Genomic DNA, 26,146 nt, shown 5'->3' with positions numbered 1-26,146 from the left:
CGTCGCCGGAAGCGGACCGGTTGCACGGCGTGGTGCGCGCCACGTTCCCGGCGGCCGGTTCACGGGGCCCCCGCGCCCCCGTCACCGCCCCCGGTTCAGTGCGGCCACCGGGGCGGGTCGGTGCAGAAGGCGCCGCCCAGGTGGGCGTGTTCGGGGTTGGCGGGGTCGAGTGGCCCCTGGGCGGCGAGCAGTTCGGCGGCGTACGGCTCGGAGTCGTCCTGGGGGTCGTAGCCGAGGGCGCGGGCGGCGGACAGGTCCCACCACAGGCGGGTGTTGGCGGAGGAGCCGTAGACGACGGTGTGGCCGACACCGGGGGCGGTGAGGGCGGCGTGCAGCAGGCGGGCGCAGTCGCCGGGGCTCAGCCAGATCGACAGCATCCGCACGGAGGTGGGCGCGGGGTAGCAGGAGCCGATGCGCACCGAGACGGTCTCGATGCCGTGCAGATCCCAGTAGAGGGACGCCAGGTCCTCTCCGAAGCCCTTGGACAGGCCGTAGTAGGTGTCGGGGCGGCGCGGGGTGTTCACGGGGATGGCTGCGGAGCCGTCCTCGGGGCGCGGGGTGAAGCCGACGGCGTGGTTGGAGGAGGCGAAGACGACCCGGCGGACCCCGGCTTCGCGGGCCGCCTCGTAGAGGTGGTAGGTGCCCCCGATGTTGGACCGCAGGATCTTCTCGAACGGGGCCTCCAGGGAGATCCCCGCGAGATGCACGATGGCGTCGACCCCGGCCACGGCCGCGCGCAGCGCCTCCTTGTCGCTCAGGTCGGCGATGACGGCATCCGGTGCGCCGTCGACCGGCCGCCGGTCGAAGAGCCGGAGCCGGTAGCCGTACGGGGGCAGCAGCTCGCGCATCAGGGTGCCGAGACCGCCGGCGGCGCCGGTGAGCAGAACGGTGCGGGGTGCGGGCATGGGCGGGACTCCTTCGCGACCGGATGGCCGTATGGATGGCTGGCATTCACATGCGTGGGCACGCTAGGAAGGCGGGCACACCCGGTCAAGACACTTGACCGGCGCGGTGAATCCGCTTGCCGTCAGCCATGTGACGTGCGTTCCGACCGGGGCGCCGCACGCATTCGTCAGGGAGGGACCATGACCGCGCACCCCCGGCTCGCCGACCGTCTCGACGGGCCGCTGTTCTTCCCCGTGACCGCCTTCGCACCGGACGGCGCCGTGGACCTGGAGGCGTTCCGGGGTCATGTGCGCGACGGGATCGCGGCGGGCGCGGGTGCCGTCTTCGCCTGTTGCGGCACCGGCGAGTTCCACGCGCTGACTCCGGACGAATGCGCCGCATGCGTCGCCGTCGCGGTCGAGGAGGCCGCGGGCCGCGTCCCGGTGATCGCCGGAGCGGGCTACGGCACCGCGCTCGCCGTGCAGTTCGCCCGCCTGGCGCACGAGGCGGGCGCCGACGGGCTGCTCGCCATGCCCCCGTACCTCGTCGTCGCCGGGCAGCGGGGCCTGCTGCGGCACTACCGCCAACTCGCCGCCGCCACACCGCTTCCGGTCATCGTCTACCAGCGCGACACCGTCGTCTTCGAACCCGCCACCGTCGTCGCCCTGGCCGGCACGCCGGGCATCATCGGCCTCAAGGACGGCCTGGGCGACCTCGATCTGCTCCAGCGCATCCTCGGCGCGGTGCGCACCGAGGCCCCCGGCGAGGACTTCCTCTGCTTCAACGGCCTGCCCACCGCCGAACTGACCGCCCCCGCCTATCTCGGCCTGGGCGTGCGCCGGTACTCCTCCGCCGTCTTCGCCTTCGCCCCCGAGATCGCCCTCGCCTTTCGCCGGGCCCTGCTCGCCGGCGACCAGGACACCGTCGGCCGCCTCCTGGACGGCTTCTACCGGCCGCTGGCCGAACTGCGCTCCCAGGGCCGCGGATACGCCGTCTCGCTGGTCAAGGCCGGGGTGCGGCTGCGCGGCCGGGACGTCGGCGAGGTCCGGCCGCCGCTGGAGGCGCCCGACCCGGTGCACATCGAGCGGCTGGCCCGGCTGATCGGGCGCGGGCGGGACCTGGCCGCGGCCGCCCCGGGGGCATGAGGCGCGGCGCCCTTCGACGCCGCCCCGGCCGGGGCCGCTCAGTTCCCGCCGCGGCGGTGACGCCGTCGCAGTACCCAGGTGCCGCCCCCGGCGGCGGCCAGCATCAGGGCCGTGCCCAGGAGGACCTCGGTGGTGCCGGGGCGTTCGGCAGGGGTGCCGGCGCCGGTCCGCATTCCGCCCCGAGGCTTGGGGCCGGGCCTGGTGGCGGCGTGCTCGGCGCTCTCGTCCGGCCCGGCGCCGGCCGGGCCCGGCTGTTCGCCGCCCCCACCGCGGGCCGCGCTGACCATGCCGGTGAGGTCCTTGCCGTCGGCGCAGCTGCCGCCGATGCCGTAGTTGCCCGGCCGGGTGTCCGGCCGCAGGCTCAGCTCGCCGACCAGCGCGCCCCCGTCGCCCGCGGGCCGCAGGGTGAGGGTGCCCCCGCCCAGCGCGCTGGCGTCGATGGTCGCCGAACGGCTGCGCCCGCAGTCGCGGGTGGCCAGCGACACCCGCGCGCCCGCCCGGGCCGGCTGCGGGGTGGCCTCCACCTCGCCGAAGTCACCGGCGGACACGGCGGGCGCGGCCAGGCCGAACACCGCGGCGGACAGCGCGGCGCCGGTGACCAGCCGGGGCAGGCGCCAGGATCGCGGGGTGCGCATGGCAGGGACCTCCACGGAGCGCGGCCTGCGGCACGCCGTTGTGCCGCGGGGAGGGAGGCCCGCACCTTGTGGTCTCCGAGCTAATCGCCCCGGCGGCGGGCGGGCCCGTCCGGCCGGGACGAACGGGTGACGGCCGCGGCGCCGCGCGGGGGCGTGGGGCGCGGCGGGCGCCGCCTCAGAGCCGGCGGGTGGCCAGCGTCAGCCGGTCGCGGGCGTCGAACAGCAGGTCCTTGATCATCTGCTCGTGGTCCGGGGTGAGCCGGGCCACCGGGACCGAGCAGCTGATCGCGTCGCGCGCCGGCGTGCGGTAGGGGATCGCGATGCCGAAGCAGCGCAGGCCCAGGGTGTTCTCCTCGCGGTCGACCGCATAGCCCTGTTCGCGCACCGCGTGCAGTTCCTCGATCAGCGCCTCGCGGTCGGTGATCGTGTGCTCGGTCAGCGCGGCGAGGGTCGGCGGCAGCATGCCGCGGACCTGGTCGTCGGTGTACGTGGCGAGCAGCGCCTTGCCGAGCGACGTGGAGTGCGCGGGCAGCCGGCGGCCGACCCGGGCGAAGGGGCGCAGATGGTGCTGCGACTGACGGGTGGCCAGATAGACGACATTGGTGCCGTCGAGGCGGGCGAGGTGGATGGTCTCAGTGGTGTCGTCCGAGAGCCGGTCCAGCGTGGGCCGGGCGGCGGCCACCACCTCGTCGCCGTCGATGTACGAGGTGCCGACCAGGAGGGCGCGCACGCCGATCCCGTAGCGGGTCCCGGTCGCATCGGTCTCGACCCAGCCCAGCTCGACCAGGGTGCGCAGCAGCATGTAGAGGCTGGACTTGGGGTAGCCGACGGCCTCCTGGACGGCGGCGAGGCTGTGCATACCGGGGCGGCCCGCGAAGTACTCCAGCAGCTCCACCGTCCGCACGGCGGACTTGACCTGCGATCCACCGGTATCGGCAGCTGACATCGCCCTTGACCCCTCAGTTCGGACCGCCATAGAGTCCCAGTTATTCAGCATCTGGGACATCGTTCAGCATATCGAACGGCGTCCAGGGTGCGGCAAGTGTTCTTGCGGGAGGAATGCACGGTGGCAACAGCGGCAGCGGCACCAGTCTGGAGCGTCGACCCCCGAACCGGGAAGCGGCGCGAACAGGTTGCGGTGGAGGCCACAGCGGCAGAGGTGGAGCAGACCGTACGGGCCGCCCATCAGGCGCGTACGGCGCTGGCCGGCCGCCCCCAGCGCGCCGCGCTGCTGCGCCGCGCCGCCGATCTGCTCGACGAGGCGGGCGAGGCGGTCATCGAGGCCGCCGACGCGGAGACCGCACTCGGCCCCGGCCGGCTCACCGCCGAACTGGCCCGCACCACCTACCAGCTGCGGGCCTTCGCCGACAGCGTGGACGAGGGCGCCTTCCTCGACGTACGGATCGACCACGCCGATCCCGCCCTCGCCCCGCCGCGGCCCGATCTGCGCCGCTACAAGATCCCGCTGGGCACCGTCGCGGTCTACGCCGCCTCCAACTTCCCGCTCGCCTTCTCCGTCCCCGGCGGCGACACCGCCAGCGCGCTGGCGGCCGGCTGCCCCGTCGTCGTCAAGGCACACCCCGACCACCCGGCCACCTCCGAACTGTGCGCCGCCCTGCTGCGCCGCGCCGCCGCCGAGACCGGTGTGCCCGAGGGCGTGGTGGGCCTGGTCCACGGCTTCCAGGCCGGTCTCGACCTCGTCCGCCATCCGCTGATCACCGCCGCGGGCTTCACCGGCTCGGTACGCGGCGGACGCGCCCTGCACGACGCCGCCGCGGCCCGCCCGCACCCCATCCCCTTCCACGGCGAACTGGGCAGCCTCAACCCCGTCGTGATCACCGAGGCCGCGGCTGCCGAACGGGCCGAGCAGATCGGCGCCGGGCTCGCCGGATCGATGACCCTCGGCACCGGCCAGTTCTGCGTCAAGCCCGGACTGGTCCTCGCGCCCGCGGGCGACCACGGCGACCGGCTGCTCAAGGCGCTGACCGATGCCGTCAGCAACACCGAGGCGGGCGTCCTGCTCGACCGGCGGATGCGGCAGGCGTTCCTCGACGGCGTCAGCAGCCGCGGCCGGCTCCCCGGCGTCGACGCACCGGTGACCCCGGGCGCGGGCGGGGAGCACACCGTCAGCGCGGGCTTCCTCACCGTCCCGGCGGCCCGCCTGGCCGCCGAAGGGCCGCACGACCTCCTCCTGGAGGAGTGCTTCGGCCCGGTCACCGTCCTCGTCCGCTACACCGACGACGCCGAGATCGCCGCCGTCCTCGCCCGCCTGACCGGCACCCTCACCGCCACCCTCCACCTCGGCGAGGCGGAGAGCGCCGGGACGGACCCGGCCGGACGCGGCGCCCGGCTGCTCACCGACGTCACCCCGCTCGCCGGACGCGTCGTCGTCAACGGCTGGCCCACCGGCGTCGCCGTCGCACCCGCCCAGCACCACGGCGGCCCCTACCCGGCGACCACCTCCACCGCCACCTCCGTCGGCTCCGCCGCCGTCGAACGCTGGCTGCGCCCGGTCGTCCACCAGGACACCCCGCCCGCCCTGCTCCCGCCCGAGCTGCGCGAGGACAACCCGCTCGGCCTGCCCCGCCGCGTCGACGGCCGCCCCGAGAGCGGGTAACGGCGTGCCCGCACCGCACGAGAGAACCCTCCAGGTCCGCGCCGCCGGCCCCGCGGACCTGGAGGCCATCGCCCGCCTGCACACCGCCGCCCGCGCCGCCTACCAGCGCGCCCGCTTCCCCGACGCGCCCTTCGACACCGCCGCCGAACACACCCGGCTGCACACCGCCTGGCACCGCGTCCTCGGCCCCGAGGGCACCCCCGTCCTGTGCGCCGTACGCCAGGACACCGTCGTCGGCGCCGCCGCCTACCGCCAGGACGTCCACGGCCCCGCCACCGCCGAACTCCACCAGCTGCACGTCGACCCTGGCCACTGGGGCACCGGCGTCGGCCGCTCCCTGCACACCGCCTGCCTGCACGCCTGGCGCGCGGCGGGCTGCTCCCGTGCGGTCCTCGACGTCCTGTGGCACAACCACCGGGCCCGCTCCTTCTACACCCGCCTGGGCTGGCGGCCCGACCCGCGGCGCCGCCCCGCCCCCGACGCCACTCACCTCGCCCTCACGCTCCCGCTGACGGCTCCCGCCGCGCAATGAGCTGGAGCCGCCCGACGGTACGGCCGTCCAGCGTGCCCACGATGTCCTGCCGCTCCTGCACCACCACGAAGCCGGCCGCGCCCACCAGCTCCCGCAGCCGCTGCGGCGGATGGTGCCGGAACACCCCGCCGTCGGGCGTCTCGAACACCCCGTACGTGCCGTGCCGCCCGGCGAACCGCTCGTAGCGCTCCCGGTTGAGCGGATCGCTCTGCAACGGCACATCGCTCAGATACAGCACGCCGCCGGGCCGCACCAGCCGCCCCAGCTCCCCCACGATCCGCTCCTGGTCCGCGTCCCCGGTCACACACGTCAGCACCGCGAACAGCAGCGCCGCATCGAACGCCGCATCCTCGAACGGCAGCGGAAACCCCGGGCAGTGCAGCAGCTCCACCCCCGGATGCGCCCGCCGCCCCCGCTCCACCAGCGCCGCCGAGAAGTCCACCCCGCACACCGACCGGTACCCGAGCCCGACCAGCTCGGCCGTCAGCCGGCCGTACCCGCAGCCGTAGTCCAGCACCCGCGCGCCCAGGGGCACGAACTCCTCCAGCAGCTCCGGGTCGAGCGGATGGGTGAAGGTCTTGGCGGCACCGGTGGTCTCCCAGAATCCGCCCGCATCCCGTGACGAGGTCATGCCCGGACCGTACCCGGGGAATAGCCGGCGGCACCCTCGGGTTGTACCGGCGTCCGCCGGCGAGGCGGCAGGTCCGCACCCGGCAACGGGAACCGAACGAGGAAAGCAAGCCCCATGCGCGTGGAAATCTGGTCCGACATCGCCTGCCCCTGGTGCTACATCGGCAAGGCCCGCTTCGAGGCCGGGCTCGCCGCGTTCGCGCAGCGGGAGAGCGTCGAGGTGGTGCACCGGTCCTTCGAGCTGGACCCCGCGGCGCCCGCGGCCACCGATGTGCCCGTGCTCGACATGCTCGCCGCCAAGTACGGCGTCAGCCGCGCGCAGGCCGAGGCCATGGAGGCCCGGGTGGCCGAGGCGGCGGCCGGGGAGGGCCTGGACTACCGCTCCGACCGGATCCACGGCAACACCTTCGATCTGCACCGCCTGCTGCATCTGGCCCACGCACACGGCGTCCAGGACGCGCTGCTCGACGCCCTCTACCGAGCCAACTTCGCCGAGGCCCGCCCGCTCGCCGACCCCGCGGTGCTCACCGAGATCGCCGTCGCGGCCGGGGTGCCCGCCGAGGAGGCCGCCCGGGTGCTGGCCGATCCCGAGGCGTACGCCCAGGACGTACGCGCCGACGAGCGCGAGGCGGCGGAGCTGGGCGCCACCGGTGTGCCGTTCTTCGTCATCGACCGCAGGTACGGCATCTCGGGCGGCCAGCCCGCCGAGGTCTTCCGGCAGGCGCTGGAGCGGGCCCACGCCGACGGGGCCGTCCAGGTGTTGGCGGCCGAGGAGGCCGGAGTGTGCGGGGACGACGGCTGCGCGGTGCCCGGCAGCTGAGTGGCGGGCGGTGCCATGGACGCGGCACGGACCGTCCCGCACAGTGGGAGCATGCAGCGACCTGCGCCACTGGGCGGGGCGGAATTCGCGCCCGAGACGACGTATCTGAACACCGCGGCCAGCGGCCTGCTCCCGCGCAGCAGCGCCGATGCGCTGCGGGCCGCCCTCGACGAATCGGCCTCCTACGGGACCATGGGCCGCGACTACTTCGGACCCGCGGCCGCCTCTCGGGCCGCCTTCGCCCGGCTGGTCGGCCTCCCCGAGGAGCGGGTAGCCGTCGGCGGTTCGGTCGCGGTGCAGTCCGCGCTGATCGCCGCCTCCCTGCCACCCGGCTCCGAAGTGCTGGCCCCCGAAGGCGACTTCAGCTCCCTGGTCAATCCGCTCGCCGTCCGCCCCGGCCTCACGCTGCGCACCGTACCGCTGGAGCGGCTCGCCGAGGAGGTCCGGCCGGGGACCGCGCTGGTCGCGTTCAGCGCGGTGCAGTCGCTGGACGGCCGGATCGCGGACCTGGCGGCCGTACGGGAGGCCGCGCGGACCCATGGGGCGCGGACGTATCTCGACGTCACCCAGGCCGCGGGCTGGCTGCCGCTGCGCGCCGACGACTTCGACCACGTCGTGTGCGGCGCCTTCAAATGGCTGCTGTGCCCGCGCGGTACGACCTTCCTGGCGTTCGGACGCGAGGGCACCTCGGGCGGCGAGGCATGGCCCGAGGCGCTGCATGCGGGCTGGGTGGCCGGCGAGGACCTCGCCGCGTCGAACTACGGCCCGCTGCTGCGGACGGCCCCCGGTGCCCGGCGCTACGACGAACCGCACGCCCACTTCTCGTATGTCGCCGCCGAGCGGTCGCTGGCGCTCATCGAGGAGCTGGGCGTGGCGGCGATCCACGCCCACAACACCGCGCTCGCCGACCGCTACCGCGCCGGGCTGGCCGAACGCGGCCTGGTGCCCCGCCCCGCGCCCGGCTCGGCGATCGTCTCCACACCGGGTCTGACGGACGCGGAGCCGCGGCTGACCGGAGCCGGTGTGCAGGTCGCGGTGCGCGAGGGGCTGTTGCGGGCGGCCTTCCACCTCTACAACTCCGCCGACGACGTCGACCGGTTGCTGAAGCTGATCTGAACGGCGCCGGGGAATACCCGCGCCCGGCCGTGCGCTGACACAAGGGCCAGCACACTCACAGCAGTTGAAAGGGCCTCAGTGACCACCGCGTTCGACCCCGTAGACCTCGCCGGCCTGCCGCTCGCCAACCGCATCGTGATGGCGCCGATGACCAGAAACCGCGCCACCGGGGGCGGCGGGGTGCCCACCGACTCGATGGTCGCCTACTACGCCCAGCGCGCCGGTGCCGGACTGATCGTCACCGAGGCCACCCAGACCGCCGTCGTCGGCCAGGGCTACCCGTTCACCCCCGGCCTGCACACTCCCGCCCAGGTCGCCGGGTGGCGCCGGGTGACCGATGCGGTGCACGAGGCGGGCGGCCGGATCTTCGCGCAGCTGTGGCACGGCGGCCGGATAGGCCATCCGGTGCTGCTGCCGGACGGCCTGATACCGGTGGGCCCCTCCCCGGTGGCCGCCGACGGCCAGGTCTTCACCGAGGACGGGTTGAAGGACTGCGTCACCCCGCGCGAGCTGACCGACGCGGAGATCCACGAGACCGTCGACGGTTTCGCCGCGGCCGCCCGCAACGCCCTGGAGGCGGGCTTCGACGGCGTGGAGATCCACGGCGCCAACGGCTATCTGGTGCACCAGTTCCTCGCGCCCAACAGCAACCGGCGCACGGACGCATGGGGCGGCGACGCCGAGCGGCGCAACCGCTTCGCGGTGGCGGTGACCCGTGCGGTGGCCGAGGCCGTCGGCGCGCACCGCACCGGTCTGCGCCTCTCGCCCGGCAACCCCTTCAACGGCATCGACGAGCCCGACCCCGAGGCGCAGTACACCGCCCTGCTCCAAGCCGTCGAACCGCTGGGCCTGGCCTATCTGCACGTCTGCGACGTCCCCGACCGCGAGCTGCTGGCCCGGCTGCGCAAGCACTTCACCGGCACCTTCGTCCTCAATCCGGCCAGCGGCGACCGCCCCACGGGCCTTGCGGACCTGGGCCTGATCGAGGACGGCAGCGCCGATCTGCTGGCCTTCGGACGGCAGTTCCTGGCCAACCCCGACCTGCCCCGCCGCCTCGCCCTCGGCGGCCCGTTCAACACCCCCGACCGGGCGAGCTTCTACGGGGGCGACGACAGCGGCTACCTCGACTACCCGGCGCTCGACGACTGACCGACGGCAACGAGAACGGCGACGGCCGCGCGCCACCCGCCCGTGACGACAACGGCGCGGCCGCCGCACGGACCTGTCCCGTGCGGCGGCCGCGCCACCGAATCCCGTGCCGTACCGGGCTACTTCACCGGCGTGAAGTCCCGCGCACCGATGTAGTCCGGGCGCCGGACCGGCGCCGCGAACGGCTCCTCCGCGGCGTTCTCCACGCTGTTGAACACGATGAACACGTTGCTGCGCGGGAAGGGCGTGATGTTGTCGCCCGAGCCGTGCATGCAGTTGCAGTCGAACCACGTCGCCGAACCGGCCCGGCCGGTGAACAGCTTGATGCCGTGCGCTTCGGCCAGCTTGGTCAGCGCGTCGTCCGACGGCGTTCCCGCGTCCTGCATCTGGAGCGACTTCTTGTAGTTGTCCTTGGGCGTCTCACCGGCGCAGCCCAGGAACGTCCGGTGCGAGCCGGGCATGATCATCAGCCCGCCGTTGGTGGCGTAGTTCTCGGTCAGCGCGATCGAGACGGACACCGTCCGCATCCGGGGCAGACCGTCCTCGGAATGCCAGGTCTCGAAGTCCGAGTGCCAGTAGAAGCCGGACGCACCGAAGCCCGGCTTGACGTTGATCCGCGACTGGTGGACGTAGACGTCCGAGCCGAGGATCTGCCGCGCGCGGCCCACCACGCGCGGATCGGAGACCAGCTTGGCGAACACCTCGCTGATCTTGTGCACCTCGAAGACGGACCGGACGTCCTGAGTCGTGGGTTCGACGATGGAGCGCGGGTTGGACCGCATCTCCGGGTCGTTCACCAGCCGGTCCAGTTCGGCTCGGTACACCGCGACTTCGTCGGGCGTGATGAGTTCCTCGATGGCGAAGAAGCCGTCGCGTTCGAAGTCGCTCAGCTCGGACGGCGCGAAGGGGCCGGCCGCTCCGGGCTGCGACCACACCACCGGGTCCTGCCGCGGAGTGAGAACCTCGGCGGCCCCACGGGTCGGGTACAGGTCGGCGGTGCGCTCGGGTGCGGTGGTCATGGTGTTGCCTTCCTCTCCTCTCGTACGTGCTATCAGCTACTTGCCGGTGTTGCGTTCCTCTCGGCTGCCGGACGGAGCAGACGGGTGACGCGCCGACCTGGTCAGACCAGGTCGGGCTCCGCCTCGGGTTCGGTCAGCAGCGGGTAGACGCCGTTCTCGTCGTGGTCCTCGCGGCCGGTGACCGGCGGGTTGAAGACGCACAGGCAGCGGAAGTCCTTCTTGATCCGCATGGTGTGCTTCTCGTGGCCGTCGAGCAGGTACATCACGCCCGGCGTGATCAGGTGCTTCTCGCCGGTCTCGTCATTGGTCAACTCGGCCTCGCCCTCGGTGCAGACGACCGCCTCGATGTGGTTGGCGTACCACATCGACGTCTCGGTGCCCGCGTAGAGCACGGTCTCGTGCAGGGAGAAGCCGACGCGCTCCTTGGCGAGCACGATGCGCTTGCTCTCCCAGGTGCCCGATTTGGCCTTGACGTGGCGGTCGGTGCCCTCGATGTCCTTGAAGGATCGGACGATCACGGTGGTCGTGCCTTTCTGTGAAACGGTCGGGGAACCGGGGCCGGCCGGGGGTCCGGCCGGCCCGGGGCGCGGTCAGGCGCAGTCGCGGACCGCGCGGGCGAGGGTCCGCAGGCCCTCGTCCAGCTCCTCGGGTGTGGTCGTCAGCGCCGGAAGCAGTTTGACGACCTCGCTCTCCGGGCCGGAGGTCTCGATCAGCAGACCCAGCTCGAAGGCGCGCTTGGCGATCTTGTTGGCAAGGCTCTTGTCGACGCACTCCATGCCCCACACCAGACCGCGGCCGCGGTACTCGGTGAAGGCCCCCGGGTGCTCCTCGACGATCGCCTTGAGGTGCTCCTCGACGATCTCGCCGCGGGCGAGCGTCTGCTTCTCCATCTGCCCGTCGGCCCAGTACGTGTCGAGCGCGGCGGCGGCGGTGACGAAGGCCGGGTTGTTGCCGCGGAAGGTGCCGTTGTGCTCGCCCGGCTCCCAGACGTCCAGCTCCGGCTTGAACAGGGTCAGCGCCAGCGGCAGCCCGTAGCCGCTGATGGACTTCGAGACGGTGACGATGTCCGGCACGATGCCCGCCTCCTCGAAGGAGAAGAAGGCACCGGTGCGGCCGCAGCCCATCTGGATGTCGTCCACGATGAGCAGCATGTCCCAGCGCTTGCACACCTCGGCGAGCTGACGCAGCCACTCGGCGCGGGCGACGTTGATCCCGCCCTCGCCCTGCACGGTCTCGACGATGACGGCGGCGGGCTGGTTCAGGCCCGAACCGGAGTCCTCCAGGAGACGCTCGAACCAGATGAAGTCGGGGGTCTGGCCGTCGAGGTAGTTGTCGAACGGCATCGGCGTGCCGTGCACCAGCGGGATACCGGCGCCGGCCCGCTTGAACGCGTTGCCGGTGACGGCGAGCGAGCCCAGCGACATGCCGTGGAAGGCGTTGGTGAAGGACACGATCGACTCGCGGCCCTTGACCTTGCGGGCCAGCTTCAGCGCGGCCTCGACCGCGTTGGTGCCCGTCGGGCCCGGGAACATGACCTTGTAGGGCAGGTCACGCGGCCGCAGGATGATGTTCTGGAACGACTCCAGGAACGCCCGCTTGGCCGTGGTCGACATGTCCAGGCCGTGGGTGACGCCGTCCCGCTCGATGTAGTCGATCAGGGCGCGTTTGAGGACCGGATTGTTGTGGCCGTAGTTCAGTGATCCGGCACCGGCGAAGAAGTCGAGGTAGCTGTGGCCGTCCTCGTCGGTCATCCGGCTGCCCTGCGCACGGTCGAACACGGTCGGCCAGCCGCGGCAGTAGCTACGGACCTCCGACTCCACGGTCTCGAAGACGCTCAGGTCGGGCTGGGTGATGGTCACGGCAAGCTCCAGGGAGATGAGTGCGGAGAAGGTGCGAAGTCTGTGGGGGCGGGGCGGCGGGTCCGGCGCGGCTCGGCACGGGGGGCGTGCGGTGCGCGACTTCCGGTCCCGTGGGCCCTGCACGGTGGGGCCGTACGGATACGGCCTGCCGCACGGGCGCGGGCGCACAGGGCGCGGCGTTCGGTGCCGGTCCTGCTGCCCGCCGGGGCCCGGTCAGTCCATGCGTCCCGGTGGCGCCTCGAACGGGCCTATGAGGTGCAGCACCTCTGGCTCGTGGCCCTGCTCGGGGAAGAGTCCGGCGTCGAAGAGCACCTCGTGCCGGAGCCCGGTTCTGTGGCGCTCGGCGAAGGACGCGAACAGCCGCATGGAGGCGGCGTTGTCCGGCGTGATGGTGGTCTCGACGTAGCGGACGCCCAGGTCGTTCACAGCGCGGGTGGTCAGCCCGTCCAGGAGAGCGGCCGCCAGCCCCTGGCCACGGTGCGCGTCATCGACGGCGACCTGCCAGACCACGAGGGTCTCTGGGCGCTCGGGGCGGATGTAGCCGGTGACGAAGGCAGCCGGCTCGCCCTCCGCGTCGCGGGCGACGACGGAGGTGGCGGCGAAGTCACGACACCACAGCAGGTAGCTGTAGGAGGAGTTGAGGTCCAGAGTCCTGGAGTCGCGGGCGATACGCCAGATCGCGGCTCCGTCCTCCATGCGTGGGGTGTCGAGCTTGAAGCCCTCCGGCAATTCTCTGATATCGCTGTGGGCACGTGCATGGTCTGCTTGTGCGGCGGTCATGGGAATTAAATTTACCGAGGGAAAAAGGAAATTGCATCGCGGGCAGGGGTTACGCAAGCGATCCATCTGTGTTATCGCGCGGGTGCGTACGAGCGCGCGATGCGGTAGCGGTATGTACCGATTTGCCCCGGAAGTTTGGGGTGAAACGGGCACCCTGTGTAGTCGGTCACAGCTCCGTAACGCCGCTGAGATCCGTCCGAATTCTGGCTGATTGCCACTAGCGAAATCTTGGCGTTTGAGCTGCGCGAAAGCGGGCAGAAGAATACGGGAAGCTGGCTTCTGAAGAATTGGGAATTCGCAACCGGAAGCTCTGCGCCACGGTGTGCGGGAAGGAAATCCGGGTAGTCGCACGGGTTTCCGGGAAACCACCGGCGAATTACGGCGGCGACGCCCGCGCAGCGCCCCTGGGGCGGCCCTGGCCGGTGGCACCCCGGCCGCAGGGGGCCGCGCCCTACAGTGCCTGTATGACGTCCATGAGCGAAGGTGCGGCGCTGCACCTCAAGGGGAGGGTCCTGACCGGGCCGGACGACGTACGCGACGAGCTGTGGGTTCTCGGCGGTCGGGTGACGTTCGAACGGCCCAGTGGGATGCGGGAGGTCACCACCGTCGAGGGCTGGGTCCTGCCGGGCCTGGTCGACGCCCACTGCCATGTCGGCCTCGACGCACACGGCCCGGTCGACGCCGAGACCAGCGAGAAGCAGGCGCTCACCGACCGTGATGCCGGGACCCTGCTGATCCGCGACGCAGGGTCACCGTCCGATACCCGCTGGATCGACGACCGTGACGACCTGCCCCGCATCATCCGCGCCGGCCGTCACATCGCGCGTACCAAGCGCTACATCCGCAACTACGCCCACGAGATCGAGCCGGACGACCTGGTCGCCTACGTCGCCCAGGAGGCCCGCCGCGGCGACGGCTGGGTCAAGCTCGTCGGCGACTGGATCGACCGCTCGACCGGCGACCTGAGCGCCTGCTGGCCGCGCGGCGCCGTCGAGGCCGCCATCGCCGAGGCGCACCGCCTCGGGGCCCGCGTCACCGCCCACTGCTTCGCCGAGGAGACCCTCGCCCCGCTCGTCGAGGCCGGTATCGACTGCATCGAGCACGCCACGGGCCTGACCGAGGACACCATCCCGCTGTTCGCCGAACGCGGCGTCGCGATCGTCCCCACCCTCGTCAACATCGCCACCTTCCCGCGGCTCGCCGACGGCGGCGCGGCGAAGTTCCCCAAGTGGGCCGACCACATGCGCCGCCTGCACGCCCGCCGCTACGACACCGTCCGGGCCGCCTACGACGCCGGCGTCCCGATCTACGCCGGCACCGACGCCGGCGGCTCCCTCCCGCACGGCCTGGTGGCCGACGAGGTCGCCGAGCTCATGAAGGCCGGCCTGCCCGCCGAAGCGGCGCTCTCTGCCACCACGTGGGGCGCCCGAGAGTGGCTCGGGCGCCCGGGCCTCACCGAGGGCGCCCCCGCCGACCTGGTGGTCTACGAATCCGATCCGCGCGAGGACGTCCGCGTGCTGGCGGCGCCGCGCGTGGTGGTTCTTCGGGGTCAGTGCCGGTAGAGGTTTCTCCCCACGTTGTCGGCCGTCCCGCCGTAGGTGTTCTCGCCGTTTCGCCTGCGGCGGGCGGGGGTTGTGTGTCGGCTGCGGTGCCGCCCCTGCGGACTTCGTCCTCCGGTGCGTCCCCTCCCGACGGGGGGAGGGGAAGAAGGCCGGTGGTCCGCCCCCACCGTCTTTTTCCACCCCCAACAGGGAGGTGCCGGGCCGTAGCGGCGGAGCCGTGTAGGGCCGGTGCCGCTGCCGGACAGCCCCGCGCTGGGGGCACCTCCCAGCGTTAGCTGGGGGAGGCACAGCTCGCCGCAGGCGCAACGGCGGCAAACCCCTACGGCGGGTCAGACAACAACGTGGGGAGAAACCTAGAGCGCAGCGGAAAATCACCTAATAGGGTGAACTGATCTCGCGTGGCTGCCCGTTCACCCTCCGTGCGTCCACGATGTGCGGGTCGAGGTCGTCGGCCCGCGCGATGTCCCCCATTGGCGCGGCCGGCGGCTCCATTTCTCTTGTGGGGGTTCCACTCACGTGTCCACCAGTTCCACCGACTCCTTCGGCACGCCCCGACGGTTCGCCGCGACCTTAGTCGCCGCCGCCCTGACGGCCGGCCCCGTCGTCCTCACGGGTGCCGCCCCGGCGCAGGCCACCGGCCGCACCCACGGCTCCTCCGGCGCCGTCGTGCTCCGCACCGACCTGAACGTCGGGCTGCTCGCCAGGGCGCTCCATGTGCCGCTGCGCGCCACCCTCAACGAGGTGCACGCCCCCGGCTCCGCCGACAAGACGGCGCTCAGCGTCCGGCTCGACGGGATCGACCAGGGCCGGCCGTTCGACGTGCTGCGCGCGGATGTCGCCACCGCGCGGGCCACCGCCGACCGCCAGAAGGCCGAGGGGTACGCCAACCTCGTCCGCGCGAAGGTGCATGTCCCCGGGCTCGGGCCGCTGTCCCTGATCGAGGTCCGGCAGGTGACGGCGCGGGCGGTGTGCGCGGTGGGCGAGCGGCCGCGGGCCACGTCGAATGTGCTGGGCAGCGTGCTGGTCCTGGGCAAGAAGGTCACGCTGCACGCGGGCGGGACGACGGACGTCAAGGTGCCCGGGGTCGGTGAGGTCCGGCTCGATCTGTCGAAGCACAGTGTGACGGGCCGCAGCGCGGCGGCGACCGCGCTGGAACTGAACGTCGATGTCAACCCGTTGAAGCTGAACGTGGCCGAGGTCCGGGGGCGGGTCACGCTCGCCCGGGCGACCTGCGAGACGCCGCAGGGCGGTTCGGGCGGGACGACGGGCGGGCAGAGCGGGGGCCAGTCCGGGGGCGCTTCGGGCGGGCAGTCCGGTGGCCAGTCCGGCGGTCAGTCGGGTGGTGCCGCAGGCGGCTCCTCCGGCGGCTCGGCCTCCGGCGGTACCCACGTGAACACCCCGTCCGGCTCCCACACCGGCACCAACCTCGCCGAGACCGGAAGCAGTTCGGCCACCCCGTACCTCGCCGGGGGCTCCGCCCTGCTGCTCGCCGCGGGCGCCGGGACGTTCGGTCTCGTCCGTCGGCGCCGCACCGCCGCGCCGGAAGGCCGCGGCTGACGGACTGTCCCCGTGCCGGTGCTGTGGGGGCGCCGGTACGGGGACGGCCGGGGCGCGCTCCGCACGGCGTGCCCCACCCCTCGCCGGGACCTCGTCCGAGCGTGGTGCCCACGAGGTCCCGGCGAGACCCCCAGAGGACGGTGCCGGGCCCCGCTCAGGACCCCGCCGCGCCCAGCACCTCCGCCAGCGCCGTCACGAGGCGGTCGGTGGTCGCCCGGTCCCGGACCGCGAGCCGCAGCCAGTCGGGGCCCAGGCCGGGGAAGGTGTCCCCGCGCCGTACCGCGAAGCCGCGCGCCCGCAGCCCGGCCCGTACCGTCATGGCGTCCGGCAGCCGGATCAGCACGAACGGCGCCTCGGCCGGGCCGACCGCCCGCAGCGTCGGGAACTCGCCCAGCCGGGCCAGCAGATGGGCCCGGTCGGCGGCGATCTCCTCGGCCGCCGCGGCCGCCTCCGCCAGCGCCGCGGGCGTGGTGCAGGCCCGCGCCGCGGCCAGCGCGGGGCTGGAGACCGGCCACAGCGGCTGCGCCGCGGCCAGATCGGCGATCAGGTCGGGCGTGGCCAGGACGTAGCCGATCCGCAGGCCCGCGAGCCCCCAGGTCTTGGTGAGGCTGCGCAGCACGACCAGCCCCGGCAGATCCGTCCGCCCGGCCAGCGCGGCCCGCTCCCCGGGCACCGCGTCCATGAACGCCTCGTCCACCACCAGGGTCCGGCCGGGCCGGGCCAGAGAAGCCAGGGTCTTTGCGGGGTGCAGGACGGAGGTGGGGTTGGTGGGGTTGCCGACGACGACCAGATCGGCATCCGACGGCACCGCGTCCGCAGCCAGCCGGAACCCGTCCCGTTCGGTCAGCAGCACCCGCTCCACCGTGTGCCCGGCGTCCCGCAGCGCCGCCTCGGGCTCGGTGAACTGCGGATGCACCACGACCGGCCGCTGCGCCCGGACGGCGCGGGCGAGCAGCACGAACGCCTCCGCGGCGCCCGAGGTCAGCAGCACCCGATCCACCGGCAGACCGTGCCGCGCGGCCACCGCCCGGCGCGCCGCCCGGCCGTCCGGGTACGCGGCGAGACCGTCCAGCGAGGCGGCGATCTCGGCCTTGAGCCAGGCCGGGGGAGTACCGGCCCGGACGTTGACCGCCAGGTCGGTCAGATCGTCCGCCGCCCGTACCTCCGCGTCGCCGTGGTGGCGCAGATCGGGTTCGTGGCCGGTCGCGGCCCCGGTGTCAGCGATGGCCCGCATGCGCATCCCGTTCCTGTGCGCCCCGGTCGTCCCCGCCCTGCCCGTCCCCGTCGGCGTCGTCCGGCTGCGGCCCGTCCCCGTCGCCGGCCTCCTTCTGCGCCGTGCCGTCCGCGTCCCGGGCGTCCTCCGCCGCCGCCCGGTCCCCGTCCGGCACGCCGCGCGCCACCGTCTCGCGGTAGCGCTCCATGACCACCTCGGCGACCTCGGGCGGAGTGCCCAGCACCCCGGCGCCCAGCACTTCGGTGTGCGGGTGCACCGCCGCCCACCCCTCGGTCTGCATCCGCAGCCGCTCCAGCAGGCCGCCGGGAAAGAAGAAGTACGGCAGGACCACGATCCGGCGCACGCCGCCCGGCACCGGGGCCGCGGGGGCCAGCGCCCGGCACCGGTCGAGACCGGCCGGCACATCGGGCGCCGCCTGCGTCAGGAACGCGGTCTCCACACCGGCGAAGCCGCGGCCCTCCCACAGCAGCCGCGCGGCCCGTACCACCTCGGCATTGGCATACGGATCGCTCGCCCCGCGCGCCACCAGCAGCACTGTCGTCCGCGCCCGGTCCTCGGGCCGCCGCACCCCGCCGCCCAACGCCTCGTCCAGCCGCCGCTCCAGCACCTCCAGCAGCCGGGGGTGCGGGCCCAGTTCCGCACCGCAGGTGTGGTCGAGGCCGGGGTGGCGGCCGGCGGCCCGCGCCAGCGCGGATTCCAGGGTCTCCCCGGCCGCACCGGTGGGGGCCGGCAGCAGCGGTACGGCGACGAGACGGGTGACGCCCCGTCCGGCCAGTTCGTCGACGGCGTCGGCCAGCGGCAGCGGCGAGTCGGCCGCGCCGAAGAAACCGCCGGCGACGGGCACGTCCGGATGGCGGGCGGCGAGCACCCGCACCAGCGTGCGCAGGGTCTCGGCCCCGCCTTCGTCACGGGTGCCGTGACCGGCGATGAGCAATGCGGGAGGGGTGGTCACTAGGTCTCCTTGGTACCGGGTGGTTCGCTGTCGGGTGCCTTGTCGCCGAAGACCGTCGTCCGCCGATCCGGGCCACGGCGGAGCGGGTTGGGAGAGGTCATGACGATATCGGCAGCAGGGGAGACGGCGGCGGGCGCTCCCCTCCTACCAGCGGTAAGGACGGGGTTAACCGTTACTGCCCGGTACGGCGAGTGCGCAGGTCGCCCGCGCCGGGCGCCCCCGGGGCGCCGATTTCCGCTTGCCCGCGAGCAGTTGCCCGCCCGGCCCGGCGGCCAGCAGCGCGGCCGCCTCGGCGACGCTCGGCGTCCCGACGGCGGCCGCCGCGGCCCCGGAAGGCGCCGGAACCTCGACGGCGGCCAGCGCCCCGGCCGGATACGACCACAGCGGCACCCCCAGCCGCCGCGCCGCCCCGACCAGCCCCGGCTCGTCGGCCTTGGCCGCCACCGTCGCCAGCGCCGCCAGCGGGCGGTGCGCACACCCCGCCGCCGCGCGGGCGGCCGCGATCAGCTCCAGGACCTCGGACACCGGGACCCCGCGCCCGGCACCGACCCCGACGACCACCGGAGCCCCGCTCACCGGAAGCCGGCCGCCGCGCTCGCCACCAGCCGCCGCGCCAGCGCCGGCTCGGCCGCCCAGTGCACATGCAGATACGATGCATGCACCCCGCCGCTGACGAAACCCTCCACCCGCCGCTCGGGATGCGTCATCCCCCACGCCGGGGCGGCGCCCGCGCCCGGCTCCAGCGCCGTGCGGTGGAACTCATGGCCGCGCACCCGCGTCCCCGCCGCCGCCAGGGCGTTGTCGCTCAGCGCCACCGCCTCCCGGTAGCCCAGCGTGAGCCGTTCGGTCATCCGGGCGTCGGCGGGCAGCACCCCGCACATCGGCCGGCCGTCTATCGAGCGGGACAGATACAGCAGCCCGGCGCACTCCGCGGACACCGGTGCCCCGCCCGCGGCCAGGGCGGCCACCGCCGCGCGCAGCGGCGCGTTCGCCGACAGCTCCGGTGCGTACACCTCGGGGAAGCCGCCGCCGATCACCAACCCCCGGGTGCCGGGCGGCAGTTGCTCGTCGTGCAGCGGATCGAAGGGCACCACCTCGGCGCCCGCCGCGGTCAGCAGCTCGGCATGCTCGGCATACGAGAAGGTGAACGCGGCACCGCCCGCGACGGCGATCCGCGGCCGGTCCCCGCCGGCCCCGGCCCCGGCGCCGGCCTCCGCGGCCGGGTCCCAGGGCGCGTCCGGCAGCGCCGGCACCCCGCGCGCCAGCGCCAGCAGCGCCTCCAGGTCGCAGCCCTCGCGCACCCGCGCGGCCAGCTCCCGTACCGACTCCACCGCCTCGGCGCGGCGTTCGGCGACCGGCACCAGGCCCAGATGCCGCGAGGGCGTACGGGCCTGCTGGGTACGCCGCAGCGCGCCCAGCACCGGCACTCCGGACGAGTCCATCGCCTCGCGCAGCAGCGCCTCATGGCGCTCCGAGCCGACCTTGTTGAGGATCACCCCGGCCAGCCGCACCTCCGGGTCCCAGGACGCGAAGCCGTGCACCAGCGCGGCCACCGACCGGGACTGCGACGAGGCGTCCACGACCAGCACCACAGGCGCCCGCAGCAGCTTGGCCACCTGCGCCGTCGACGACAGTTCGCCCCTACCGGACGCGCCGTCGAACAGCCCCATCACGCCCTCCACGACCGCCAGGTCCGCGCCCGCCGCGCCGTGCAGGAACAGCGGGGCGATCCGCTCCGGGCCGCACAGATACGCGTCCAGATTGCGGCCGGGGCGGCCGGTGGCCAGGGAGTGGTAGCCCGGGTCGATGTAGTCCGGCCCGACCTTGTGCGGCGAGACCGTCAGACCGGCCTCGGCGAAGGCCGCCATCAGGCCGGTGGCGACGGTCGTCTTGCCCGCGCCGGAGGAGGGCGCGGCGATGACGAGACGGGGGATCGCGGTCCCGGTCATTGTGCCTTCACCACTCGATACCCCGCTGGCCCTTCTGGCCGGCGTCCATGGGGTGCTTGACCTTCGTCATGTCCGTCACGAGATCGGCGAAGTCCAGCAGCGGCTCGGGGGCGCCCCGCCCGGTGATCACGACGTGCTGGGTGCCGGGGCGGTCGCGGAGCACCGACACCACCTCGTCGGTGTCGATCCAGCCCCATTTCAGCGGGTAGGCGAACTCGTCCAGGACATAGAGCTTGTAGGTCTCCGCGGCGAGGTCGCGCCGCACCTGCGCCCAGCCCTCGCGCGCCGCCTCCTCGTTGCTGAACTGGGAGTCGCGCTGCACCCACGACCAGCCCTCGCCCATCTTGTGCCAGGCGACCGTCCCGCCCTCGCCGGAGTCGCCGAGCACCTTCAGCGCCCGCTCCTCGCCGACCTTCCACTTCGCCGACTTCACGAACTGGAACACCCCGATCGGCCAGCCCTGGTTCCAGGCCCGCAGCGCCAGACCGAAGGCCGCCGTGGACTTCCCCTTGCCAGTCCCGGTGTGCACGAACACCAGCGGCCGGTTGCGGCGCTGACGCGTGGTGAGCCCGTCGTCCGGTACGACGGTCGGTTGTCCCTGAGGCATTACGCGGCCCTCCGATTGCTGTGACCGGCCCGGTCACGGTGACCGGACCGGGTGCCTTGAACGGTGTGCACGAGCGCGGAGACGCTCTCCGCGCGCAGTTCGTCGAGGGTGACGGCGGTGCCGTGCAGCTCCCCGGCCAGCTCGGCCGCCAGGCCCAGCCGTACGGGGCCGGTCTCGCAGTTGACCACGACACTGGCGGTGCCCTCGGCGGCCAGCAGCCGGGCCGCACGGGCGGCCCGCAGCCGGGGCTCCGGCCCGCCCGTCGCCCGCCCGTCCGTGACGACCACCAGCAGCGGCCGCCGCGAAGGATCCCGCAGCCGCTCCACCCGCAGCACCTCATGGGCCCTCAGCAGCCCCTCCGACAGCGGCGTAGGGCCCCCCGTCGGCAGCTGCGCCAGCCGCGCCGCGCCCGCCTCGACCGAGGACGTCGGGGGCAGCGCCAGCTCGGCGCCCTTCCCCCGGAAAGTGATCATGCCGATCTTGTCGCGCCGCTGGTAGGCGTCGAGCAGCAGCGAGAGCACCGCGCCCTTGACCGCGCCCATCCGCTTGCGCGCCGCCATCGACCCGGACGCATCCACGACGAACAGGACCAGATTGCCCTCCCGCCCCTCGCGCACCGCCTCGCGCAGATCGTCCCGGCGCACCACCAACCCCGGGCCGCTGCGGCCGCGCGCATGCTGGTGCGGCGCGGCGGCCCGTACGGTCGCCGACAGGTGCAGCGCGCCGAGGGCGCCCTTGGGCCGCCGGGCCCCGGTGGTACGGCCATGGGCGGTACGGGCCCGCGAGCGGCGGCCGTCGGCGCCCTCGCCCAGCCCCGGGACGTCCAGCCGCCGCGTACGGAACGGCTCGGCGGCGCCCACGGCGGCCTGTTCGCCGCCCTGTGCGGACGGCGCGGGCTGCCCGGCCGGCTCCTGTTCGGGAGCGGCGGCCGGCCCCTCCGGCGGCGCCCCGGGGGCGTCCGCCTCCGGCCCGGTGGGCGGAGTCTGCCGGTCGGGGCCCTCCTGGCCGCCGCCCTGCGGGGGCACGCCACCGGGGCCGCCGCCGTCCGGCCCGCCGTCGGGACCGCCGTCCGGTCCGCCGTCCGGGCCCTCCGGCTCCGGATCCGGGTCGTCGTCCCCGTCCGCGCCGCCGAACTCCTCCAGCACCTCGTCCAGTTTGTCCTCGTCCAGGCCGGGAGCGTCGAAGGGATTGCGCCGCCTGCGGTGCGGCAGCGCCAGCAGCGCCGCCTGCCGGACGTCCTCCGAGCGGACCTCGGTCCGCCCCGCCCACGCGGCCAGCGCCGTCGCCGTCCGGGCCATCACGATGTCCGCGCGCATCCCGTCCACCTCGAACGCGGCGCAGGCCGCGGCGATCTGGTGCAGCGCCCTCTCACCCAGGACCACGTCCGGCAGCAGCGCCCGCGCCGCGGCGATCCGCTCCCGCAGCGCCGCCTCCTCACCGGCCCAGCGCTCCGCGAAACCGGCCGGATCGTCCTCGTACGCCAGTCGCCGCCGGACGACCTCCACCCGCTGCGCCGGCTCCCGGGACGCCGCCACCTCGACGGTCAGCCCGAACCGGTCCAGCAACTGCGGCCGCAGCTCGCCCTCTTCGGGGTTCATCGTCCCGACGAGCAGAAAGCGGGAGGCATGGCGCACGGAGACGCCCTCGCGCTCCACGTAGGAGGCGCCCATGGCGGCGGCGTCCAGCAGGAGGTCGATCAGGTGGTCGTGCAGCAGGTTGACCTCGTCGACGTACAGGATCCCGCGGTGCGCGTCGGCGAGCAGCCCCGGCTCGAACGCCTTGACCCCCTCGGACAGCGCCCGCTCGATGTCCAGCGCGCCGACCAGGCGGTCCTCGGACGCCCCCACGGGAAGCTCGACCATCCTGGCCGCACGGGAGGCGCCCGCGCCCGCCTCGTGCGGCCCGTCGGGGCACCGGGCGTCCGGCGCGCCGGGGTCACAGCTGAAGCGGCAGCCCGCGACCACGGGCACCTCGGGCAGCAGGTCCGCGAGCGCACGCACCGCGGTGCTCTTCGCCGTGCCCTTCTCGCCGCGTACGAGGACGCCGCCCACCGCCGGGCTCACGGCGTTGAGCAGCAACGCCAGCCGCAGGTCGGTCATCCCGACGACGGCGGTGAACGGGTACCGGGTGCTCATGTGGTGCGCCCTCCTTCAAGGGAATCGCTGTGGTCGGACGGGTCAACAGGGCGGGGCGCCCCCGGCGGTACGAACGGCAGCCCCGCCGGCACCCCCTTCTCGATCAGCCGCAGCAGCGCGCCGGTGTCGGCGTGTTCCTCGATCAGATCGCCGAGCCGGTCCAGCTGCTCCTCGCGCAGCGCGCCGAAGCGGGTGTCGGGGGCCGGGACGAAGGCCCGGCCCGCGTCCGCCGCCACCCGCCGCAGGAACGCCCGGCGAAAGCCGTCGCTCTCCAGGGAGCCGTGCCAGTGCGTGCCCCACACCGAGCCGGCCCGGCAGCCGTCCAGGCTGCGCCCCTGGTCATCGGAGAGGAACGTCTCGCCCCCGGACACCTCGGCCACGCCATGGTGGATCTCGTACCCCTCCACCGGCTCGCCCAGCGCCGTGCCGACGGGGCGTGCGAGGGTCTTGTCCGGCGCGAAGCGCACCCGCACCGGCAGCAGCCCCAGCCCCGCGACCGTGCCCGCCTTCGACTCGACCTCGTCCTCGATGCGCTCGCCCAGCATCTGGTAGCCGCCGCAGATGCCCAGCACCGGGCGTCCCTCCGCGGCCCGCCGGGCGATCGCGTCCGCCAGTCCGCGCTCGCGCAGCCAGGCCAGCGCGCGTACCGTCCCCCGCGTCCCGGGCAGCACCACCAGGTCCGCATCCGCCAGCTCCTCGGCGCGGTCCACGAAGCGCACCACCACACCCGGTTCGGCGGCCAGCGCATCCACATCGGTGAAGTTGGACATCAGCGGGACGGCACACACCGCGACCCGCAGCACATCCGCGCCGACCGGCGGGGCCACCACGCTCTCGCGGACCGCGCCGCGCAGCGACACCCTCAGACCGTCCTCCTCGTCGATGCCCAGCCCGTGCGCGTACGGCAGCACGCCCAGCGTCGGCCGCCCGGTCAGCTGCCTGAGCATCTCCAGTCCGGGCTCCAGCAAGGTGACATCGCCGCGGAACTTGTTGACGAGGTATCCGGCGACCAGCGCCTGGTCCTCCGGCGACAGCAGCGCCGTGGTCCCGAAGAAGGAGGCGAAGACGCCGCCGCGGTCGATGTCGCCGACCACCACCACCGGGAGGCGGGCCGCCCGCGCGATGCCCATGTTGACGATGTCGCTGCGTCGCAGGTTGATCTCGGCGGGGCTGCCGGCGCCCTCGCAGATCACCGCGTCGTGGGTACGGCGGAGTTCGGCCAGGCAGTCGGTGACCGTACCGAACAGCTCCTCCTGCCGCCCCGCGTGGTAGCCGCGGGCGCTCAACTCACCCACCGGCTTGCCCAGCAGCACCACCTGGCTGCTGCGCTCGCCTCCCGGTTTGAGCAGGACGGGGTTCATCAGCGCGGTCGGCTCCACCCGCGCCGCGGCCGCCTGCATCGCCTGCGCCCGCCCGATCTCCGCCCCCTCGCGGGTGACGAAGGAGTTGAGCGACATGTTCTGCGCCTTGAACGGGGCCACCTTGACGCCCTGCCGGACCAGCCAGCGGCAGATGCCCGCCGTCACCACGCTCTTGCCCGCGTCCGACGTCGTACCGGCCACCAGCAGGCCGCCGCCCGGATTCCCGGATTGCCCGAACCGCCCGTTCACCGGGTCCTCCTCCTGTGTCGTAGCGCGCCCGCCGCCAGCCGGCCCGCGACCGTGGCCGCCAGCGCCAGGGCGCCGACCCGGCGCGAGAGCCGTACCGCCCGCTCGATATCGGGCACGGCGGGCGGCGGCGCCGCCCCGTTGAGCACCGGCCGGTGCTCGATCCGGCCGCCGTACGCCAGGGTGCCGCCCAGCCGTACGCCGAGCGCCCCCGCGAACGACGCCTCCACCGGGCCCGCATTGGGGCTCGGATGCGCCCCGCCGTCGGCCCGCCAGGCCCGCAGCGCGCCGCGCCGGTCGGGGCCCGCGAGCACGGTCAGCGCGGCGGTCAGCCGGGATCCGGGCCAGCCGGCCACATCGTCCAGACGGGCCGCCGCCCAGCCGAACCGGCGGTGCCGCGGCGATTTATGACCGACCATCGCATCCAGGGTGTTCACCGCCCGGAACGCCACCAGACCGGGCACACCGCCCAACGCGCCCCACACCAGGGCACCCACCACCGCGTCCGAGGTGTTCTCGGCGACCGACTCCACCACCGCGCGGGCCATCTGCGGCCCGTCCAGCGCCTGCGGATCGCGGCCGCACAGATGCGGCAGCCGCGCCCGCGCCGCCGCCAGATCGCCCGCCGTCAGCGCCTCGCCGACCGCCCGCGCCTCCCGGCCGAGCGAGGTGCCGCCGAGCACCGCCCAGACGGTGACCCCGGTCAGCGCGATCCGCGCCGCCGGCGTGCGTACGGTGCGCTGCACCAGCGCCGCGGCGGCCGTCGCACCGCCCGCGCACACCACGGTGTGCACCGCTCCGTATCCGCGATGGTCGCGCCACAGCCGGCGTTCGGCCGCGGCCGCGGCCCGGCCGAAGGCGGCCACCGGATGGCCGCGCCGGGGATCCGCCGCGATCAGGTCGCCGAGAAAGCCCAGGGCCGCGCCGCACGCATATCCCGCGTGTTCGCCGCGCATCGGATCAGACCGCCGCCGGGCCTCGGTGAGGCATGGCCTCAAAGGGACGGGGGCGTCGGGAACTGCTGCGGCCGGGCATGGCGATGGTGTCCTCACTCAGGGTCCGCGCCCTGGCTCGACGTGACGGCGACAAGAGTCTCCTGGCTCCCGGATCGGCGTCGCCCCCGGCCTTCCCGCCCGTGAGGAACACGGGCCGTGGCCGTCGCTCGGAGGAACGCTCCCCGGTGACAGTGGCGGGACCGCGCCGGATTCGCACCGGACTTCCTCTGCTGTCGCCGATTGGCCCGGGCAGTCCACCACGCTCCGCGAATGCCCGTCAACTCACCCTTGACCTGCGGCGCAGCCCTGTGCCAGGGGGTGTGGTGCGGACCACAGGGTGGTCGGAGGATCACCGGGAGTT

General features: G+C 74.1%; 24 protein-coding genes and 1 riboswitch. Of the genes, 8 read left to right on the top strand and 16 right to left on the bottom strand.

The window, feature by feature from the left end; translation table 11 throughout:
- Window positions 1-95 precede the first annotated feature (95 nt).
- A complete protein-coding gene (locus B1H19_RS11495) occupies window positions 96-905 on the bottom strand; it encodes an NAD-dependent epimerase/dehydratase family protein (protein WP_083104525.1) in 810 nt (269 codons plus the stop codon).
- Window positions 906-1,085: 180 nt separating this feature from the next.
- Here B1H19_RS11495 and B1H19_RS11490 point away from each other — a divergent pair, with 180 nt between their 5' ends.
- Window positions 1,086-2,030 (top strand): 5-dehydro-4-deoxyglucarate dehydratase, encoded by a 945-nt coding sequence (locus tag B1H19_RS11490; RefSeq protein WP_083104524.1) that lies wholly within the window; start codon window positions 1,086-1,088, stop codon window positions 2,028-2,030.
- Between the two features lie 38 nt (window positions 2,031-2,068).
- Here B1H19_RS11490 and B1H19_RS11485 read toward each other — a convergent pair whose 3' ends face one another.
- The gene (locus B1H19_RS11485; RefSeq protein ID WP_083104523.1) at window positions 2,069-2,665 is read right to left on the bottom strand and encodes a hypothetical protein; all 597 of its coding nucleotides are present in this window, start codon (window positions 2,663-2,665) and stop codon (window positions 2,069-2,071) included.
- Window positions 2,666-2,840: 175 nt separating this feature from the next.
- Window positions 2,841-3,611: an IclR family transcriptional regulator gene (locus tag B1H19_RS11480; protein WP_083104522.1), complete on the bottom strand. Its 771-nt coding sequence runs from the start codon at window positions 3,609-3,611 to the stop codon at window positions 2,841-2,843.
- Window positions 3,612-3,731: 120 nt separating this feature from the next.
- Here B1H19_RS11480 and B1H19_RS11475 point away from each other — a divergent pair, with 120 nt between their 5' ends.
- Together B1H19_RS11475 and B1H19_RS11470 are read left to right on the top strand one after the other, a co-directional pair.
- Complete coding sequence (locus B1H19_RS11475; protein WP_083104521.1) at window positions 3,732-5,282, top strand: aldehyde dehydrogenase (NADP(+)); 1,551 nt, start codon at window positions 3,732-3,734, stop codon at window positions 5,280-5,282.
- Window positions 5,283-5,286: 4 nt separating this feature from the next.
- Window positions 5,287-5,814: a GNAT family N-acetyltransferase gene (locus B1H19_RS11470; RefSeq protein ID WP_083104520.1), complete on the top strand. Its 528-nt coding sequence runs from the start codon at window positions 5,287-5,289 to the stop codon at window positions 5,812-5,814.
- Here B1H19_RS11470 and B1H19_RS11465 read toward each other — a convergent pair.
- Window positions 5,780-6,445 (bottom strand): class I SAM-dependent methyltransferase, encoded by a 666-nt coding sequence (locus tag B1H19_RS11465; protein ID WP_083104519.1) that lies wholly within the window; start codon window positions 6,443-6,445, stop codon window positions 5,780-5,782. The two genes, B1H19_RS11470 and B1H19_RS11465, sit on opposite strands and share 35 nt — an antisense overlap.
- A gap of 114 nt (window positions 6,446-6,559) precedes the next feature.
- Between B1H19_RS11465 and B1H19_RS11460 the strand changes: the two genes are divergently transcribed.
- The 3 genes from B1H19_RS11460 (at window position 6,560) to B1H19_RS11450 (ending at window position 9,529) form a co-directional block, all read left to right on the top strand.
- Window positions 6,560-7,264: a DsbA family oxidoreductase gene (locus tag B1H19_RS11460; protein WP_083104518.1), complete on the top strand. Its 705-nt coding sequence runs from the start codon at window positions 6,560-6,562 to the stop codon at window positions 7,262-7,264.
- Window positions 7,265-7,315: 51 nt separating this feature from the next.
- On the top strand, window positions 7,316-8,380 hold the full coding sequence (locus B1H19_RS11455) for an aminotransferase class V-fold PLP-dependent enzyme (RefSeq protein ID WP_083104517.1): 1,065 nt from the start codon (window positions 7,316-7,318) through the stop codon (window positions 8,378-8,380).
- A 78-nt stretch (window positions 8,381-8,458) separates the two neighbouring features.
- Window positions 8,459-9,529, top strand: coding sequence for an alkene reductase (locus B1H19_RS11450; RefSeq protein ID WP_083104516.1), 1,071 nt, complete (start codon window positions 8,459-8,461; stop codon window positions 9,527-9,529).
- 119 nt (window positions 9,530-9,648) lie between these two features.
- Here the strand turns inward: B1H19_RS11450 and thpD are convergent, their stop codons facing one another.
- The 4 genes from thpD to ectA all read right to left on the bottom strand — a co-directional run bounded on the left by thpD (window position 9,649) and on the right by ectA (window position 13,187).
- On the bottom strand, window positions 9,649-10,548 hold the full coding sequence (thpD, locus tag B1H19_RS11445; protein ID WP_083104515.1) for an ectoine hydroxylase: 900 nt from the start codon (window positions 10,546-10,548) through the stop codon (window positions 9,649-9,651).
- Between the two features lie 101 nt (window positions 10,549-10,649).
- Window positions 10,650-11,066, bottom strand: a complete 417-nt coding sequence (locus B1H19_RS11440) for an ectoine synthase (protein WP_030071371.1) — start codon at window positions 11,064-11,066, stop codon at window positions 10,650-10,652.
- Window positions 11,067-11,138: 72 nt separating this feature from the next.
- A complete protein-coding gene (gene ectB / locus B1H19_RS11435) occupies window positions 11,139-12,407 on the bottom strand; it encodes a diaminobutyrate--2-oxoglutarate transaminase (RefSeq protein WP_083104514.1) in 1,269 nt (422 codons plus the stop codon).
- Between the two features lie 213 nt (window positions 12,408-12,620).
- Window positions 12,621-13,187, bottom strand: a complete 567-nt coding sequence (ectA, locus tag B1H19_RS11430) for a diaminobutyrate acetyltransferase (RefSeq protein WP_083104513.1) — start codon at window positions 13,185-13,187, stop codon at window positions 12,621-12,623.
- Window positions 13,188-13,660: 473 nt separating this feature from the next.
- On the opposite strand from ectA, the gene B1H19_RS11425 reads away from it, so the two are divergent.
- Entirely contained in the window at window positions 13,661-14,749 is a 1,089-nt protein-coding gene (locus B1H19_RS11425; protein ID WP_083104512.1) for an amidohydrolase family protein, read from the top strand.
- Window positions 14,750-15,265: 516 nt separating this feature from the next.
- On the top strand, window positions 15,266-16,306 hold the full coding sequence (locus tag B1H19_RS11420; protein ID WP_083104511.1) for an SCO1860 family LAETG-anchored protein: 1,041 nt from the start codon (window positions 15,266-15,268) through the stop codon (window positions 16,304-16,306).
- 154 nt (window positions 16,307-16,460) lie between these two features.
- Here B1H19_RS11420 and cobC read toward each other — a convergent pair whose 3' ends face one another.
- The 8 genes from cobC to B1H19_RS11380 form a co-directional block, all read right to left on the bottom strand.
- Entirely contained in the window at window positions 16,461-17,540 is a 1,080-nt protein-coding gene (cobC, locus tag B1H19_RS11415) for an Rv2231c family pyridoxal phosphate-dependent protein CobC (protein ID WP_237289258.1), read from the bottom strand.
- Complete coding sequence (locus B1H19_RS11410; protein ID WP_083104509.1) at window positions 17,524-18,492, bottom strand: sirohydrochlorin chelatase; 969 nt, start codon at window positions 18,490-18,492, stop codon at window positions 17,524-17,526. Before B1H19_RS11410 ends, cobC begins: the two co-directional genes overlap by 17 nt.
- Before the next feature lie 165 nt (window positions 18,493-18,657).
- Entirely contained in the window at window positions 18,658-19,053 is a 396-nt protein-coding gene (locus B1H19_RS11405) for a cobalamin biosynthesis protein (protein ID WP_261340970.1), read from the bottom strand.
- Between the two features lie 11 nt (window positions 19,054-19,064).
- Entirely contained in the window at window positions 19,065-20,441 is a 1,377-nt protein-coding gene (locus B1H19_RS11400) for a cobyrinate a,c-diamide synthase (protein WP_083104507.1), read from the bottom strand.
- Window positions 20,442-20,448: 7 nt separating this feature from the next.
- The gene (gene cobO / locus B1H19_RS11395) at window positions 20,449-21,048 is read right to left on the bottom strand and encodes a cob(I)yrinic acid a,c-diamide adenosyltransferase (protein ID WP_030068481.1); all 600 of its coding nucleotides are present in this window, start codon (window positions 21,046-21,048) and stop codon (window positions 20,449-20,451) included.
- Window positions 21,048-23,183 (bottom strand): putative cobaltochelatase, encoded by a 2,136-nt coding sequence (locus B1H19_RS11390; RefSeq protein WP_083104506.1) that lies wholly within the window; start codon window positions 23,181-23,183, stop codon window positions 21,048-21,050. The genes cobO and B1H19_RS11390 overlap by 1 nt, the downstream gene beginning before the upstream one ends.
- Window positions 23,180-24,793: a cobyric acid synthase gene (locus tag B1H19_RS11385; protein ID WP_083104505.1), complete on the bottom strand. Its 1,614-nt coding sequence runs from the start codon at window positions 24,791-24,793 to the stop codon at window positions 23,180-23,182. Before B1H19_RS11385 ends, B1H19_RS11390 begins: the two co-directional genes overlap by 4 nt.
- Window positions 24,790-25,746 carry a cobalamin biosynthesis protein gene (locus B1H19_RS11380; protein ID WP_083104504.1) on the bottom strand — a complete coding sequence of 319 codons (957 nt, stop codon included), beginning with the start codon at window positions 25,744-25,746 and terminating at the stop codon, window positions 24,790-24,792. The genes B1H19_RS11385 and B1H19_RS11380 overlap by 4 nt, the downstream gene beginning before the upstream one ends.
- Window positions 25,747-25,880: 134 nt before the next feature.
- A riboswitch (cobalamin riboswitch) is annotated at window positions 25,881-26,012 on the bottom strand.
- Window positions 26,013-26,146 lie beyond the last annotated feature (134 nt).

Source organism: Streptomyces gilvosporeus, assembly GCF_002082195.1.
Taxonomy (GTDB): domain Bacteria; phylum Actinomycetota; class Actinomycetes; order Streptomycetales; family Streptomycetaceae; genus Streptomyces; species Streptomyces gilvosporeus.
The sequence above is the reverse complement of the archived record's forward strand: the minus strand, read 5'-3'. Positions and strand labels throughout refer to the sequence as shown.

What these genes read in the sequence shown, in the direction of transcription:
- B1H19_RS11495 (WP_083104525.1), bottom strand. Translation starts at nt 905, where the DNA reads ATGCCCGCACCCCGCACCGTTCTGCTCACCGGCGCCGCCGGCGGTCTC.
- B1H19_RS11490 (WP_083104524.1), top strand. Translation starts at nt 1,086, where the DNA reads ATGACCGCGCACCCCCGGCTCGCCGACCGTCTCGACGGGCCGCTGTTC.
- B1H19_RS11485 (WP_083104523.1), bottom strand. Translation starts at nt 2,665, where the DNA reads ATGCGCACCCCGCGATCCTGGCGCCTGCCCCGGCTGGTCACCGGCGCC.
- B1H19_RS11480 (WP_083104522.1), bottom strand. Translation starts at nt 3,611, where the DNA reads ATGTCAGCTGCCGATACCGGTGGATCGCAGGTCAAGTCCGCCGTGCGG.
- B1H19_RS11465 (WP_083104519.1), bottom strand. Translation starts at nt 6,445, where the DNA reads ATGACCTCGTCACGGGATGCGGGCGGATTCTGGGAGACCACCGGTGCC.
- B1H19_RS11460 (WP_083104518.1), top strand. Translation starts at nt 6,560, where the DNA reads ATGCGCGTGGAAATCTGGTCCGACATCGCCTGCCCCTGGTGCTACATC.
- B1H19_RS11455 (WP_083104517.1), top strand. Translation starts at nt 7,316, where the DNA reads ATGCAGCGACCTGCGCCACTGGGCGGGGCGGAATTCGCGCCCGAGACG.
- thpD (WP_083104515.1), bottom strand. Translation starts at nt 10,548, where the DNA reads ATGACCACCGCACCCGAGCGCACCGCCGACCTGTACCCGACCCGTGGG.
- ectA (WP_083104513.1), bottom strand. Translation starts at nt 13,187, where the DNA reads ATGACCGCCGCACAAGCAGACCATGCACGTGCCCACAGCGATATCAGA.
- B1H19_RS11425 (WP_083104512.1), top strand. Translation starts at nt 13,661, where the DNA reads ATGAGCGAAGGTGCGGCGCTGCACCTCAAGGGGAGGGTCCTGACCGGG.
- cobC (WP_237289258.1), bottom strand. Translation starts at nt 17,540, where the DNA reads ATGCGGGCCATCGCTGACACCGGGGCCGCGACCGGCCACGAACCCGAT.
- B1H19_RS11400 (WP_083104507.1), bottom strand. Translation starts at nt 20,441, where the DNA reads ATGACCGGGACCGCGATCCCCCGTCTCGTCATCGCCGCGCCCTCCTCC.
- cobO (WP_030068481.1), bottom strand. Translation starts at nt 21,048, where the DNA reads ATGCCTCAGGGACAACCGACCGTCGTACCGGACGACGGGCTCACCACG.
- B1H19_RS11390 (WP_083104506.1), bottom strand. Translation starts at nt 23,183, where the DNA reads ATGAGCACCCGGTACCCGTTCACCGCCGTCGTCGGGATGACCGACCTG.
- B1H19_RS11380 (WP_083104504.1), bottom strand. Translation starts at nt 25,746, where the DNA reads ATGCGCGGCGAACACGCGGGATATGCGTGCGGCGCGGCCCTGGGCTTT.